15 protein-coding genes and 1 pseudogene are annotated in these 14,211 nt (G+C 69.8%); 2 read left to right on the top strand and 14 right to left on the bottom strand.

Translation table 11 applies throughout. From position 1 onward, the window contains the following. Window positions 1–524: pseudogene (locus TFC3_RS37840) on the bottom strand (competence protein ComEC); the annotation flags it as partial. Then, on the bottom strand, window positions 521–1,246 hold the full coding sequence (locus TFC3_RS07135) for a ComEA family DNA-binding protein (protein WP_082771904.1): 726 nt from the start codon (window positions 1,244–1,246) through the stop codon (window positions 521–523). The pseudogene TFC3_RS37840 and the gene TFC3_RS07135, both read right to left, overlap by 4 nt. Before the next feature lie 576 nt (window positions 1,247–1,822). Here TFC3_RS07135 and TFC3_RS07130 point away from each other — a divergent pair. Further along, window positions 1,823–2,590, top strand: coding sequence for a putative protein N(5)-glutamine methyltransferase (locus TFC3_RS07130; RefSeq protein ID WP_369819583.1), 768 nt, complete (start codon window positions 1,823–1,825; stop codon window positions 2,588–2,590). Between the two features lie 30 nt (window positions 2,591–2,620). Next, window positions 2,621–3,646, top strand: coding sequence for a hypothetical protein (locus tag TFC3_RS07125; RefSeq protein ID WP_067497161.1), 1,026 nt, complete (start codon window positions 2,621–2,623; stop codon window positions 3,644–3,646). Here the strand turns inward: TFC3_RS07125 and TFC3_RS07120 are convergent. The 12 genes from TFC3_RS07120 to TFC3_RS37835 all read right to left on the bottom strand — a co-directional run. Beyond that, window positions 3,640–4,494: a DegV family protein gene (locus TFC3_RS07120; RefSeq protein WP_067497158.1), complete on the bottom strand. Its 855-nt coding sequence runs from the start codon at window positions 4,492–4,494 to the stop codon at window positions 3,640–3,642. The genes TFC3_RS07125 and TFC3_RS07120 overlap by 7 nt on opposite strands. 21 nt (window positions 4,495–4,515) lie before the next feature. Beyond that, window positions 4,516–4,848 carry a hypothetical protein gene (locus tag TFC3_RS07115; RefSeq protein ID WP_067497157.1) on the bottom strand — a complete coding sequence of 111 codons (333 nt, stop codon included), beginning with the start codon at window positions 4,846–4,848 and terminating at the stop codon, window positions 4,516–4,518. Between the two features lie 45 nt (window positions 4,849–4,893). Further along, a complete protein-coding gene (locus TFC3_RS07110) occupies window positions 4,894–5,532 on the bottom strand; it encodes a histidine phosphatase family protein (protein ID WP_067497156.1) in 639 nt (212 codons plus the stop codon). Further along, the gene (gene rsfS / locus TFC3_RS07105; RefSeq protein WP_067497155.1) at window positions 5,529–5,936 is read right to left on the bottom strand and encodes a ribosome silencing factor; all 408 of its coding nucleotides are present in this window, start codon (window positions 5,934–5,936) and stop codon (window positions 5,529–5,531) included. The genes TFC3_RS07110 and rsfS overlap by 4 nt, the downstream gene beginning before the upstream one ends. A gap of 87 nt (window positions 5,937–6,023) precedes the next feature. Continuing rightward, a complete protein-coding gene (gene nadD, locus TFC3_RS07100; protein WP_067497151.1) occupies window positions 6,024–6,611 on the bottom strand; it encodes a nicotinate-nucleotide adenylyltransferase in 588 nt (195 codons plus the stop codon). Between the two features lie 14 nt (window positions 6,612–6,625). Continuing rightward, a complete protein-coding gene (locus TFC3_RS07095; protein WP_067497149.1) occupies window positions 6,626–8,083 on the bottom strand; it encodes a PAS domain-containing hybrid sensor histidine kinase/response regulator in 1,458 nt (485 codons plus the stop codon). A gap of 58 nt (window positions 8,084–8,141) precedes the next feature. After that, entirely contained in the window at window positions 8,142–10,652 is a 2,511-nt protein-coding gene (gene pepN / locus TFC3_RS07090) for an aminopeptidase N (RefSeq protein ID WP_067506139.1), read from the bottom strand. 181 nt (window positions 10,653–10,833) lie between these two features. Then, window positions 10,834–11,286: a GNAT family N-acetyltransferase gene (locus TFC3_RS07085; protein WP_067497147.1), complete on the bottom strand. Its 453-nt coding sequence runs from the start codon at window positions 11,284–11,286 to the stop codon at window positions 10,834–10,836. 59 nt (window positions 11,287–11,345) lie between these two features. Beyond that, window positions 11,346–12,851, bottom strand: coding sequence for a GTPase ObgE (gene obgE, locus TFC3_RS07080; RefSeq protein WP_067497145.1), 1,506 nt, complete (start codon window positions 12,849–12,851; stop codon window positions 11,346–11,348). Between the two features lie 146 nt (window positions 12,852–12,997). Continuing rightward, entirely contained in the window at window positions 12,998–13,264 is a 267-nt protein-coding gene (rpmA, locus tag TFC3_RS07075; RefSeq protein WP_067497143.1) for a 50S ribosomal protein L27, read from the bottom strand. Window positions 13,265–13,276: 12 nt separating this feature from the next. Continuing rightward, window positions 13,277–13,591, bottom strand: coding sequence for a 50S ribosomal protein L21 (rplU, locus tag TFC3_RS07070; RefSeq protein ID WP_015619590.1), 315 nt, complete (start codon window positions 13,589–13,591; stop codon window positions 13,277–13,279). 202 nt (window positions 13,592–13,793) lie between these two features. Beyond that, window positions 13,794–14,211, bottom strand: a 418-nt coding sequence (locus tag TFC3_RS37835; RefSeq protein WP_067497141.1) for a hypothetical protein, incomplete at its 5' end; no start/stop codon positions are given.

The raw sequence follows: 14,211 nt of genomic DNA, 5'->3' as shown, positions 1-14,211 counted from the left end.
AGCACTGCCGCCGTCAGGTCCCCCCCCCGCGGCTCCAGCCCCTGCCCGGTCGCCGTGACGTGCTGACCCGGCAGCACCCCCCGCGCCCCCGGATCCGCCCCCATGACGAGCACCCGAGCCTCAAGGCGAACCGCCGGCGCGTCCTGCACTTGCAGTTCCGTCGCGGTGGCCGAGATCAAATACGTCGGTGGTAACCCCGCTGTCGCCTGCAACGCCCGGGGATCGTCACGCACGGTAAGCTTTGCTCGTACGGTGGAATGCTCGTCAATCAACGCAGTAAGCGGCGCCGACTCGCGCGCCTGCACCCGCGCGGCCGTCGCAATGGCCCCGCAGCCGGCACCGAGCAGCACCGAAATCGCAATCCAACGCCAAGCCCCGCCTCGCACCGCACTCATCACCGCCGCAGTGCCGAGGAACGCCAGCCCGAGACACAACCCGCGGGAAAACGACAGGTAAAGCCCGGCCAGGGCAGCCAGCCACAGCGCCACGGCAAACGCAGCGAGCCGAAGATCCGGGTCCTTCATACCGTCACCAGATCCTTGAGCTGCTCGAACCGCGCCGCCCCGATCCCCTCTACCTTGCGCAGATCGGCCACCGCCTTGAACCCGCCCTGAGCATCCCGCGCGGCCAAGATGCGCTGGGCGAGCACCGGTCCGACCCCTGGCAACGTGTCCAGGTCGGCGAGGGTGGCCGTGTTCAAATTGACCAGCGACCCCGGTGCGCCCCCGCCCGAAGCCGCCGCCGGACCCGTAACGGCCGCGTTGGGTGGCGCTGTGACGCCCACCATGATGAGTTCGCCATCAACAACTTTGCGCGCCAAGTTGAGCGGCGCCACGTCGACTCCGGGCTGGGCCCCACCCGCGGCTTGCAGGGCGTCGGCCACGCGGGAACCGGTTGGCAGGTTGACGAGGCCGGGCTTGCGAACCTTCCCGCCCACGGCGACGACAACTGCCGCTGTGGCCGAGGGAACTGGTGCGGGGTCGGCAGCGGACTCGCCCGGGATCGGAGGCGGGGCAACGGATTCGACGTGCGGACGGGCGTGCCAGGCGAGGTACGCGGCGATGAGGACCACTGCGATGGCCACGGCAGCCAGGGCGCGAACGCCTCTCCGGCCGGGATCGAAGGAGGTGAGCCGTGAGCGCGCTGCAGATTCGAAGGCGCCGGCTGCGGGGAGGACCGGGGAGGCGTCGGGATCCGCGGAGGCGTAGGTGGGCCTGGCCTGCCGAGGAGTCGGTTGTGACGGCATGTCAGCGGTCAGTGGTGGCGGCGAGGATACAGAGCGCAACTGCTGGCGCGAGAAGCCGGAGGCAGGAGATATCGGCCGCAGCGGGATGTCGGCGGCTGTCCACGCAGGACGGTGGGCGAGGTTGTCGGCCGAGGGTGGCTGCGGCCGGTACAAGTGCTCGTTTGCCTCGGGTGCGGGCGCAGACGTGGCCGCTTCGGGGAGGGTTACATCGTCGGGCCAGCCTGGCGCATCGTGCGGCCACCCCGGGACGGCATCAGCCCATCCCGGCACAACGTCGGCCCAATTGAGCGGCGCCCCATCCAGCTCAGGCAAGTTGGTCGCTGCAGCGGATGCGGCCGCCCCGGAAGGCGGCAGAGAAGAACCGGCAGCAAAAGCGCCCGGCCAAGGAGACCGAGACCCAGGCCCCCCGCCGCCTGAACGCACAGCACCACGCCCCGGCAGCACAGCGGCCAGCCGGGCTTGGACAGGATCCTCAGGGGTCTTCGCTCCTCGCACGCCGCCGACCGTAGGGTTTCTGCGGAAGGAGCGTCTGGCTGCCTGTGGACAGACGCGCGTTGGGGATAACCGGGGGCGTGTGTGGAATCTGTGGTAGCGGGCGCGATTGAGCAGCTCAGGGTCGCGGGGTGTGTGTTCGCGGAGGAAGAGGCGGCTGTACTGGTCGAGGCTGCGGGGGCGGATGCCGGGCTCATGCAGGCATTGGTGGCGCGCCGGGTGGGGGGCGAACCGCTGGAGCAGGTAGTCGGATACGCGGACTTCTGCGGCGTACGGGTAAAGCTTCGTCCTGGTGTCTTCGTTCCGCGCGTGCGCAGCGAACTCTTGGTCCGCACCGCCGCCCAGAAGCCGCAGATCGCAACGGTTATCGACCTGTGCTGCGGCTCGGGCGCCCTCGGTCTGGCTCTGCGCAACCTCCGGCCCGGCATCGACCTGTACGCCACCGACAGCGACCCAGCCGCCGTGGCATGCGCGGCGGAAAACCTTTACAGCACCACCGTTTTGCAGGGCAACCTTTTCGACCCCCTCCCCCCGAACCTCAAAGCCGACATCCTCCTGGCCAACGTCCCCTACGTAGCGACCAAGCACATCCCCTTCCTCCCGGCCGAGGCCCGCGATTACGAACCTCACACCGCCCTCGACGGCGGCCACGACGGCCTGGAGATCTTCCGGGCCGTCATCGAGCAGGCCGGTCACTGGCTGCAACCCGGCGGCATGTTGCTGTCCGAAGTCACCGAAGCGCAGACCGCTACCGCCGTCCACCTCATCGAGCGGCAGGGGCTGCACCCCGGTGTCCACAGCGACGAGGATCTAGGCGCTACGGTCGTGACAGCCACGAGAGCGAGCAGCTAAAGTCAGCGCCCACCAAGGAGGCGGTAGAGCGTGGGCCTGTTCACCAGAGCCGCGCGGGCGCGCTTGGCCAGCCGGGTCATCAAACGCCTGCGCAAGGCCGGCATGACCGGCGCGCGCTATCATTCCGCCTCTTTCACGGTGCAGTTCACGCGGCCCGGCGATGACGAGCCGAGCGTCGTACGGCTGGAAGAAGTCAAACGCAAGCACGTCGACCGTTTCATCGCCGGGCTGTTGCGCGCCCCCGGCCTGCCCGCGACCTGGACCGAAGCACGTCCGCTGCTGCGCCCGGTGCTGCGCGGGGTGACCACGACCGCCGACGTGTCGGAGCCGCTGTGCCGGCCCGCGTTGCCGTTTCTGGCGGAGTTCGTGGTGGTCGATCAGCCGGACACGATGACCTATGTGAACGCCACGCACGGGTGGGGCGTGACCGATGACGAGGTGTTCGCCGCCGCGCGCAGCAACCTTTCGCACGCCAAGCTGGTCGGCGGTGCCGAGGAGCCGGTGGTGGTGCAGTTTCTGGACAACGGCGACGCTTACTGGACCTCGCACCTGCTGCTGGACAACTGGCTCGCCGGTTTGCAGGACCAGGTCGGTGGGCGGCCGGTCGCGTTCGCGCCCGATCGGGGACTGCTTCTGGTGACCGCGGATGGCAGTGCGCACCTGGCTGACCTGTTCACGCGCGCCGAGGCGATCTACCTTTCGTCACCGCGAGCTATCACCCCGATGGCCTACACTTCCGACAAACAGGGCAAGATCGTTCCGTACGAGGCCCAGCCCGATTCCCCGTACGAAGTCTGCGTCCGCCGAGCCCGAGCCGTGCTGGGCGCCCGCGAATACGCCCGCCAGGCCCAGCACCTGCCGCACGCCGCCGAGTTGCTGCTGACCCAGGACGGCCGCACGCGTGCACTGTGGCCTGACAACGGACCGGCGCTGCTGCCCGAGGCCGACGAGGTGCAGTTCGGCGACACCACCCGCCCCTGGTCCGAGGTCTGTGACCGGCTCGAACCGCAGAGCATCTCCCCCGAACGCTGGAAGGGCTACAAGTGGCCTCAGTGATCGGTGCGCCGGTGAACGACCACCCCGGCCACCCCGGCCCCCACGTGCGCCGCCACCACCGCGCCGACCTCGGTGATGTAGCAGTCGCGTAGCCGATCGCCCAGGCGCATGGTCACCGCGTCGGCGAGCGCGCCCGCCCGGTCCGGGGCTTCCAGGTGGTGCACCGCTATGTCCACTTCGCCGGAGCCCGAGGCTTCCACGGCGAGGTCAACCAGCCGCTGCAGGGCCCGCCCGGCCGTACGAACCTTGTCGCGCACCACGATGGCGCCGTCGACCACGTGCAGAATCGGCTTGACCGCCAGCGCCGTGCCGAGCAGCGCCGACGCGGCACCGATCCGGCCGCCGCGGCGCAGGAATTCCAGGGTGTCGACGTAGAACATGGTGCTCACACGGCCGGCGTGGTCGGTGGCTTCTGTTCGTACCGCATCAAGCGACGCACCCCGGCCCGCCACAGTCGCCGCCGCCAAGGCCGCAAAGCCCAGGCCCATGCCCGTTGTTCCGCTGTCCACGACCTGGACCTGCGGGCCGATCCCGGCCGCGGCCAGCATCGCGGCGTCGTAGGTGCCCGACAGCCGCGACGACAAGTGGATCGACACAATGCCGTCGGCGCCCTTGTCGAGCAGGTCACGGTAGGTCTGGGCGAATTGTTCCGGTGCCGGGCGCGACGTGCTGACCGCCACCCGCCGGCCACCCAGCGCCCGCGCCACCTGGGCCGGCGAGATCTGCTCGCCTTCGCGGCCTTCGTCGCCGTTGATGACGACGGTGAGCGGCACGACGGTGAGGTGATATGTCCCGTTCAGCTCGGCCGGAAAGTACGCGGTGGAGTCGGTGACGACCGCTACGGGCATGCGGGCACCGTAGCCGATGGGTCAGTTCGCTTGGACGGCGGAGACGATGAACGGGGTTCCCTGCATGCAGGTTGTCATCATCTGCGGCTCTTCGCGCCCGGTGACCGTGACCGACGCACCCGGGCGGGCGATGGCCTTCTGCGCCTCGTCCTTGATGATCAGCAGATGGTTGTCGAGAACCAGGCAGTTGGGCTCCACGCCGGCGCCAATTGTGCCGGAAATGGTGGTCTGGCCCGCCGGAGGCGACGGCGGTGCCGCAACAGGCCCCGAGGTGGGAGCGCTGGGCGCGCCGGCCGGGTCACCATTGGCACACCCAGCCAGCGCAAGAACGAGGATGACGGGAAGCAGTCTCATGATCCTTGGACGAACCCTCCCCATCGCTGGTTCCCGGGAAAGCGATCAGACCGGCGCGGGAACGGGCCGCTGCGAGAAGGGCCCGACGTTGTACGCCCCCAGTTGCCAGCCCCGCGACTCGTCGTGGCTGAGCTCGGCCCAGTGGCAATTCTGCAGCGCGCGCAGCGTGCGAAGCTGCTCGGCGGGCCAGCCGAGCAGGTGCCCGATCCCCTGCCGGGCCGCCGCGCCGTGCGTGGCAACCACGCCGGTGCCGCCGGGCGGGACCAGGCCGGCCGCCGCCTGCAGCGCCTCGGCCACCCGCTGACCCAAGTCGTCGAGCGTCTCCACGTCGCCGCCGATGACGTCCGCGCCGGCCTTCCAGCGGGCGTGCTCCTCGGGCCGTTGCTCGGCCACATCGCTCATGGTGAGGCCCTGCCACGCGCCGAAGTAGCGCTCCCGCAGCCGCTTGTCGTAGTTGACAGTGAGCCCGGTCAGCGCAGCCAGGGCTGCGGCCGTGTCTGCGGCGCGGATCAGGTCGCTGGCCACCAGCACGTCCGGTTTCAGCCGAACGAGCAGCTCGGCAGCGTCCACGGCCTGCTGGCGGCCCAGCTCGTTGAGCGGCACGTCGGTCTGCCCCTGGACCCGGTGGCCCGCGTTCCAGTCCGTGTTGCCGTGGCGCCACACGATCAGTCGGGTGGTGGTCATGCGGAGGTTTCAGCCTCGACCATGTCGCGGCCGGCCACGTCACGATCGACGAACTCGATCGTCGGGCAGTCCTTCCACAGCTTGTCGAGGGCGTAGAACTCGCGCTCCTCGGTGTGCTGGATGTGCACCACGATGTCGACGAAGTCCAGCAGCACCCAGCGGCCCTGCCGTTCGCCCTCGCGGCGCACCGGCTTGGCCTTCTCGGGGAGGTTGAGCAGGGCTTCCTCGATGGCGTCGACGATCGCGATGACCTGGCGCTCGTTGGACGCCGACGCGATGACGAACGCGTCGGTTATGTAGAGCTGCTCGGCGACGTCGATCAGGACGATGTCCTGTGCCTTCTTGTCCGCCGCGGCCTGCGCAGCTGTCAGCGCGAGCTCGCGGGCGCGTTCGGTGGCGGGCACCGGTCTCCCCTCGTTCGGTTCCAGAGGGTACAAGCCTCTCACACGGGTCCGACATTCCCTCGGGGATGATTCGCCACGAACGACACTCTACGGCCGATAAAGGTCACGTTTTGCGATGTACTGCACCACACCATCGGGTACCAGGTACCAGACCGGGTGGCCATCGGCGACCCGTGCGCGGCAGTCGCTGGACGAGATCGCCATGGCCGGCACCTCCACAAGCGTCACCGAGTCGGCCGGCAGGTGCTCGTCGGAGAGCACGAAGCCGGGCCGGGTGACGCCGACGAAGTGCGCCAGCGACAGCATCTCCAGCGCGTCCTTCCAGGACAGGATCTTGGCCAGCGCGTCGGCGCCGGTGATGAAGAACAGCTCCGCCTCGGCGCCGTAGAGCGCCCGCATGTCGCGTAGCGTGTCGATCGTGTACGTCGGCCCGTCGCGGTCGATGTCCGCCCGGCTCACGTGGAACACCGGGTTGGACGCGGTCGCGATGACCGTCATCAGATAGCGGTCCTCGGCCGGGCTGACCGGGCCCTTCTGATAGGGCTGGCCGGTCGGGACGAACACCACCTCGTCCAGGTCGAAGCTTTTCTGCACCTCGCTCGCCGCCACCAGGTGCCCGTGGTGGATCGGGTCGAACGTCCCGCCCATGATGCCGATCCGGCGCCGCTTGTGCATCGGGGAAATATAGATCAACCGTCGAGGCGTTTGCGGACCGCGCTCAAAAGGTCCACGGCGGTGAACGGTTTCTCCAGCAGGGCCACGCCCGGATCCAGAGTGCCCTGCGAGGCCAGCACGGGCTGGGCGTACCCGGACATGTAGAGCACCCGGGTGCCGGGCCGCACATCGGCCAGCCGCTCGGCCAGCTCCGAGCCCAGCATCCCGGGCATCACCACGTCGCTGACCAGCAGATCGATGGCGCCTTCGTGCAGCGCGGCCAATTCGAGGGCCCTCGGGCCGCCGTCGGCCGCCAGCACGCGATAGCCGGCCCCGGACAGGATGCGCCCGGCCACGTCGCGCAGCGCCGCCTCGTCCTCCACCACGAGCAGGGTTTCCCCGCGCCCGTCCAGCGCCGAGGGCTTGGCGTCGGCGTCGGTGCCCACCGCCACCTCGGACGAGCAGGAGGGCAGCAACACGGTCACCGTGGTGCCCAGCCCCGGCTCGGAGGCGATGCTGACGCTGCCGCCGGCCTGGTTGACGATGCCGTACACGGTGGCCAGGCCGAGCCCGGTGGCCTCGTGGTTGGGCCGGCTGGTGAAGAACGGCTCGAACGCACGCTCGATCACGTCCGGCGTCATGCCGCGCCCCGAATCGGACACCCGCAGCCGGACGTAGTCGCCGGACTCCAGCTCGGGGTGCTCGCCCGCGGACAGCTGCGCGCAGGCGGTGTCGATCACCAGGTTGCCGCCGTCGGGCATGGCGTCGCGGGCGTTGTCACAGAGGCTGACCAGGACCTGTTCGAGCTGGCTGGGGTCGGCCGAGACCGGCGGCAATGAGCCGGCCGGGCGGGAAATGAGCCGGATGCCGTCGCCGAGCTTGTCGCGCAACAGCCCCGAGGTCTGCTCCACCACGTCGTTCAGATCAAGAGGCTGCGGCCGTACGACCTCCCGCCGCGCGAACTTGAGCAGTTGATGGGTCAGCTTCGTCCCCCGTTCGCCCGCGCGCATGACCTGCTGGGCGTCCGCGACGATGGTAGCGGCGTCGGGAGCCTGCGATTCCGCCTCGTCGATCACGAAGCTCGCGTAGTTGACGATCACCCCGAGCAGGTTGTTGAAGTCGTGGGCCACCCCGCCGGCGAGCTGCCCGAGCGCCTCCAGCCGCCGGTGCCGCTGGCTGTACGCCTCGGCCCGCAGCTCATGGCGCTCGGTGACGTCGCGCACCACGACCACCGTGCGCCGCCCGGCCGGGGTGTCCACCGATGACAGCGACACCTCGGCCGGGAACTCGCTCCCGTCAGCGCGGCGGGCCTGGACGGACGCCGCGCGGGCTCCGCCGGGCAGCAGGGCGCCGGCCGGCCGGCCCAGAACCTCGTCCCGGAACACCTCCCGGGCGCGGTCGTTAGCGGCGACGACCCGCCCCTCCGCCAGCACCAGGACCGCGTCCAGGACAGCCGACATCAAACCGCTGGACAGCTCCTCGGACCACTCCACCGTTCACCCCCGTACCGGAAGGCTAACGGCTGCTGAGCAGTGGAAAGGCCGAAATGACCTATCCCCGGGCGAGCAGGGCGCGGCGCATGTCGTCGTCGCCGTCGGTCACCACCCGGTGCATGATCGATGACACGTCCGGCGAGGCCAGCAGCGCCGCGGCGTAACCCCGGGTCTCCGGCGACACGACCACCGCCGGGTACGCCGTCACGGCCACCCGCTCGCCGCTCATCCCGCCCCGGCGCGCCAGCATGCCCGGCATCTCGGCGAAGTACCGCTCGGCGTACGGTGCCACAAGTCCGAGCTGCTCGGGGTGCCAGAAGCCTTGCGCGGTGGCTTCGAGCATCCGGTTCGAGGCGTCCGGGCTGTTGATCAGGTAGTCCCAGGCGCGGGCCTTGGCGCCGGCGTCGCGCACGGCGGCCCGGCAACGGGTGGCCCACTGCTCGCCGGTGGCGCTGTGGTCGCTGGCGTACCGGGCCTCGATCTCGTCCGGCCCGGCCGCGCCCAGCACCACGAGCCGGTAGAGGATGAGCCAGGTCAGGTCGTCGTCGATGGCCACGCCCTCGGGGACGTTGTCGCCGGCCAGCCAGCCCTGCAGCCGTACCGTATCGGTTGTCGCTCCGACCAGACCCCGCATGGCCGCCAGCCGCAGCGAGCTTCCCGGCTCGGCCACCGCGATCAGCCGGTCGCTGGCCTGCGCGAGCAGTTCGAGCGCGGCGGGACGGGTCTCCGGGGTCGAATAGCGGTCGGCCAGCGCGTGCGTGGTGCGCAGCACATCCTCCACCACAACCACGTCACGTTCCATCGGCAGCGCGGCGAGCACCAGCGTGACCAGCTCGGCGACCGGCCGTTCGGCGTCGGTGACGGCGTCGAGCATCGAGCTCCACAGCACGGCCCGGGCCAGCGAGTCGTCGAGCAAGGGCAGGATCATCGGCACGGCGGCGGCGGAGGCTTCGTCCAGGCGGATTTTCGCGTACGCCAGATCGCCGTCGTTGATCAGCAACAGGTCGGCCGCCGGCTCTCCGGCAAGTTCCGACAATTCGGTACGTCCACCGTCCACCGCCGGGTCCAGCTCGACCTGGATGCGGCGGCGCCGGGTCACCGTGCCGTCGGAGCCGTGGTCGTACAGGCCGGCGAACAGCGTGTGCGGGCGCAGCGTCGGGTAGCCCTCGGGGGCGCTCTGCACCAGGGTGACCTTGGCGTAGGTGCCGTCCTCGGCGCGCTCGACCTCGGCGCGCAGCATGTTGACTTGGGAACTGCGCAGCCACAGGTTGGCCCAAGTGGTCAGATCGCGCCCGCTGCTGCGGCTGACCGCGGCGAGCAGGTCGGCGAGGGTGGCGTTGCCGTACGCGTGCGCCGCGAAGTGCTCGTTGAGCCCGGCCAGGAACGCTTTGTCGCCCACGAACGCGACGAGCTGGCGCAGCACGCTGGCGCCCTTGGCGTACGAGATGCCGTCGAAGTTGAGCAGTGCCTTTGCCGTGTCCGACACCTCCTCGGGGGCAACCGGGTGGGTCGAGGGCCGCTGATCGGCGCGGAGGCCCCAGGCCTTGCGGTGCATCGCGAACGTGGTCCACGCGCTGCGGAACTCGGTCGCCTCGGCGGTGATCCGGCTGCCCAGATACTCGGCGAACGACTCGTTGAGCCACAGGTCGTCCCACCAGGCCATGGTGACCAGGTCGCCGAACCACTGGTGGGCCATCTCGTGCGCGATGACCATCGCCCGGTGCTCGCGCTCACCGTCGGTGACCGCGGACCGGTAGATATACTCGTCGCGCAGCACCACGATGCCCGGGTTCTCCATGGCCCCGAAGTTGAACTCAGGCACAAAGGCCTGGCCGTAGTGGCCGAACGGGTACCGCACGTCGAAGATCTCGTGGTAGCGGTCCAGGCACTGCTTGGTGATCGTGAAGATCTCCTCGGCCTGCTCGTCAAGGTGCTGGCGCAGCGCCTGGCGGGCGTAGATGGCCATCGGGATGCCGTCGTGCTCGTCGGTGCAGGAGTGGTACGGGCCGGCGATCAGCGAGGCGAAGTACGTCGACAGCGGCTTGGTCTGCTCGAAGCGCCACACCCCGCGCTCGGCCTCGGCCGCCAGGGCGCCGTTGGCGGCCACGATCCAGTCGGCCGGGGCGGTGACGGTCAGGGTGAACGGCGCCTTCAGGTCGGGCTGGTCGAAGCACGGGAAGATGCGCCGGGCGCCGTCGAGGAACATCTGGGCGTACAGGTAGATCCGGCCGTCGGCGGGGTCCACGAAGCGGTGCAGGCCCTCGCCGCTGTGCGAGTAGCGCATGACGCCCTCGACCACGAGCTCGTTGGTGGCGGCCAGCCCGCTGAGGGTGAGCCGCTCCTCGGCCAGGGCGCCGGGATCCATGGGACTGCCGTTGAGGGTTGCGGACAGCAGCTCAACAGGCTCGAGCTCGACGAAGCTGGCCCCGCCGGGATCGGCCTCGAACCTCAGCACGGTGCGGGAACGGAAGGTGTCGCCGGGATCGGTCAGATCGAGGGCGATCTCGTACCCGGTGACGGTGATGATGGCGGCCCGGGCGGTCGCCTCGGCGCGGGTCAGGCTCGGCATGCCGACCATCATGCCCGCCCGCGCCTCCGGGGCCCGCCCCGACGCCCGTGACTAAGAGAAGTTCCTCACTTGGCTCATGCGCGCGGCTTCGGCGGCCCGACATTACTGGTGGGCCGGGCCAAGAGCGGCACCTGCCTGGACCTCACGGCCTTCGATCGGTCCGGCTCCGCGGTCTCCGCCGTCAGTGAGAAGTGAGCAGCAGCGACTTCTCGAAGCACACGCTGAACGGGTTCCCAGCGTGTTCGCCGTACGCGGGGATCTCGCGGTAGCCGGCCGAGCGGTACAGCCCGATCGCGGCGCTCAGGTCGGTGCCCGTCTCCAGGCGCAGCATCGGCCGACCCGCGGCCAGCGCCTCCTCCTCCAGTGCGACGATCAACTGGCGGGCGATGCCCCGGCCCCGGAACGACGGGCGTACGTACATGCGCTTGATCTCGGCGACGTCGTCCTCCAGTACCCGCCATCCACCGCACGCCACTACGCGGTGCTGCAGCACGACGACCAGGTAGGCGACGTCGGCGCGCGGTGCACAGCGCACCCCGTAACCGCCGGTGCCGGTGTCGCTGATCTCCTGCTGCTGGGCCATCAGCAACGCGGCAAGCTCGGGGTCCGTGGCGGGGCGCGATTCGATCAGCACGGCGACAGCCTAGACTGCGTCCGTTTCCCGCGGGTTGCCGGAATCTGACCGGTCCCGGTCTACTCCGCGTCGCCCGGCTCGTCGTCCTCGTCCTCGACCAGCACCGGCTTCTTCGCCATCGAGATCGTGGACACCGTGCCGTCCTCGGACATGTGCAGCAGCTCATCGTCGGAGCGGATCCGGCGTGCCTTGCGGGCGGCCAGGCGCTGCGCGGCGGTGGGCCGGTTCAGGTCCTCTTCGAGGCGGATGTCGGTGCCGCGCGGGCCGGACACGTACTCGCCGGCGTTGGGCTGCCAGTCGAATTCGCGGTCCGCGATGCGCACCGGGTCGCCGGCCTGGGCGCCCTTCTTGGCCAGGGCCGCTTCCACGCCGACCCGCTCCAGCCGGTCGGCCAGGTAGCCGATGGCCTCGTCGTTGTCGAAGTTGGTCTGGCGGATCCAGCGCTCGACCTGCTGGCCGCGGACCACGTACACGCCCTCGGCGTCCTGCTCGATCGTGAAGCCCTTCTCGTCGACCGCGCGGGGGCGCACCACCCGGCGGCTCGGCTCGGCGGGCGGCGCGGCCAACCGGTTGGCCTCCACGGCCTCGGCCAGCGCGTAGACGAGTTCCTTGAGGCCCTCGCGGGTGACCGCGCTGACCTCGAACACCTGGTAGCCGCGTGCCTCCAGGTCGGGACGCACCATCTCGGCCAGATCGCGCCCGTCGGGCACGTCGATCTTGTTCAGGACGACCATCCGGGGCCGTTCTTCCAGCCCCCCGTACGCCGCCAGCTCGGCCTCGATGGCATCCAGATCGGCGATCGGGTCGCGCTCGATCTCCAGCGCCGCCGAGTCCAGCACGTGCAGCAGCACGGAGGTGCGCTCGATGTGGCGCAGGAACTCCAGCCCCAGCCCCTTGCCGGTGGCGGCTCCCGGGATCAGGCCGGGCACGTCGGCGACCGTGAAGGTCTTCTCGCCGGCCTGCACCACGCCCAGGTTGGGCACCAGCGTGGTGAACGGGTAGTCGGCGATCTTCGGCTTGGCCGCGGAGATGACCGAGATCAGCGACGACTTACCGGCCGACGGGAAACCCACCAGGCCGACGTCGGCGACGCTCTTGAGCTCCAGCACGGCGTCCAAGTGTTCGCCGGGCTCGCCGAGTTCGGCGAAGCCGGGCACCTTGCGCCGGGTGTTGGCCAGCGAGGCGTTGCCGCGTCCACCGCGTCCACCGCGGGCCACCTCGAAGGTGGTGCCGGCGCCGATGAGGTCGGCCAGGACCTCGCCCTCGGCGGTGAGCACGACCGTGCCATCGGGAACCTTGAGAACCAGGTCGCCGCCGTTGGCCCCGTCGCGGTTGGCCCCGGCGCCACCGCCGCCGTTCTGCGCCTTGATGTGCGGGCGGAAGTGGAAGTCGAGCAGGGTGTGCTGCTGGGGATCCACGACCAGCGTGACGCCGCCGCCGTGGCCACCGTTGCCGCCGTCGGGGCCGCCGAGGGGCTTGAACTTCTCCCGGCGCACCGAGACGCAGCCATGCCCGCCGTCACCTGCCTGCAGGTGCAGCACGACCCGGTCGACGAACGTAGCCACTTCTGATCTCCCAACCTTGACTTTCTCCGCAGGGAGAACGCCCGCAAACCACTACTTTATGCCCGGGAACCCACTGGAAACGCGAGCGGGCCGCAGACCCCGTAAGGTCCACGGCCCACTGCGATGCTGTGTTGCTGCTGCCTGTGTTACTCGGCAGCCGCGGCGACCGGCACGATGCTGATGGTCTTGCGACCACGCTTGTGACCGAAGAGCACGTTGCCCGCGGCCAGCGCGAACAGCGTGTCGTCGCCACCGCGGCCGACCAGGTCGCCCGGGTGGAACTTCGTGCCACGCTGGCGGACGATGATCTCGCCGGCGTTGACGAGCTCGCCACCGAACCGCTTCACTCCGAGCCGCTGGGCGGCGGAGTCACGGCCGTTGCGAGAGCTGGAGGCACCCTTTTTGTGAGCCATGGCGGTTCGTCCCTACTTCCCGCTGGAGATGCCGGTCACCTTGACGCGGGTCAGCGGCTGACGGTGCCCCTGGCGCTTGTGGTAGCCGGTCTTGTTCTTGAACTTGTGGATCCGGATCTTCGGACCCTTGGTGTGCTCGGCAATCTCGCCGGACACCGTCACGTTGGCAAGCTTGGCCGCGTCGGTCACCAGGTTGTCACCGTCGACGAGGAGGACCGCGGCGAGCGTCAGCGAGTCGCCGGGCACACCCGCGAGCTTCTCGACCTCGATCACGTCGCCCTCGGCAACCTTGTACTGCTTGCCGCCGGTCTTGACGATCGCGTACATGGGACGCGGACTCCCTGAGACTTACGCAGCGACAATCGCTGCTTGGCGGATGAAACTGGGCCCCGGCGCGCTCGTTGTCAGCCGCGCATCAGGAACACGGCGCCTGAAAAAGCGCCGTTAGACAGCGTACTTCATGACTGGGCTCGCACCCAAACCGGCCCTGAGCCCCAGGCTGCGCCGGCTCAGCTACCGGCTGCGGATGTCAGCTGCAGGCTTTGCTGAGATCTTCTTGCAGTCCGGCGAGCTTGTCGGGGTTCAGCTTACGCACATCACCGTCGAGCGCCGAAATCTGCTTGCCCATGCCCGCCAGCGTCTTCTTCAGCTTCGCGTCGGTGGTCAGCTTGGCCATGTCTGCCAGCGCCGCCGCGTAGTTCTGCACGTCGCGGGTGGTCTTCTGGTCTACCTGGGCGGCCGCATCAGCGTCGGCCGACTTGGCGTCCTTGAGCAGCTTCAAATCCGCGGCGAAGGTCTTGGCGGCGTCGCCGCCGATGCGGGCGGCCTGGTCGCAGATGGCATCGGTGTTGCCCTTGAGCGCCGCGTCACCAGCCTCGGCGCCAGCAGCCCGGCTACCGGCGCTGGCGCCGCACTGGTCGCGCGGCCCTTGACGGGAACACCCACGC

The organism is Actinoplanes sp. TFC3, assembly GCF_001553785.1.
GTDB lineage: Bacteria > Actinomycetota > Actinomycetes > Mycobacteriales > Micromonosporaceae > Actinoplanes.
The sequence above is the reverse complement of the archived record's forward strand: the minus strand, read 5'-3'. Positions and strand labels throughout refer to the sequence as shown.

What these genes read in the sequence shown, in the direction of transcription:
- TFC3_RS07120 (WP_067497158.1), bottom strand. Translation starts at nt 4,494, where the DNA reads ATGCCCGTAGCGGTCGTCACCGACTCCACCGCGTACTTTCCGGCCGAG.
- rpmA (WP_067497143.1), bottom strand. Translation starts at nt 13,264, where the DNA reads ATGGCTCACAAAAAGGGTGCCTCCAGCTCTCGCAACGGCCGTGACTCC.
- nadD (WP_067497151.1), bottom strand. Translation starts at nt 6,611, where the DNA reads ATGCACAAGCGGCGCCGGATCGGCATCATGGGCGGGACGTTCGACCCG.
- TFC3_RS07135 (WP_082771904.1), bottom strand. Translation starts at nt 1,246, where the DNA reads ATGCCGTCACAACCGACTCCTCGGCAGGCCAGGCCCACCTACGCCTCC.
- TFC3_RS07110 (WP_067497156.1), bottom strand. Translation starts at nt 5,532, where the DNA reads ATGACCACCACCCGACTGATCGTGTGGCGCCACGGCAACACGGACTGG.
- rplU (WP_015619590.1), bottom strand. Translation starts at nt 13,591, where the DNA reads ATGTACGCGATCGTCAAGACCGGCGGCAAGCAGTACAAGGTTGCCGAG.
- TFC3_RS07115 (WP_067497157.1), bottom strand. Translation starts at nt 4,848, where the DNA reads ATGAGACTGCTTCCCGTCATCCTCGTTCTTGCGCTGGCTGGGTGTGCC.
- pepN (WP_067506139.1), bottom strand. Translation starts at nt 10,652, where the DNA reads ATGCCGAGCCTGACCCGCGCCGAGGCGACCGCCCGGGCCGCCATCATC.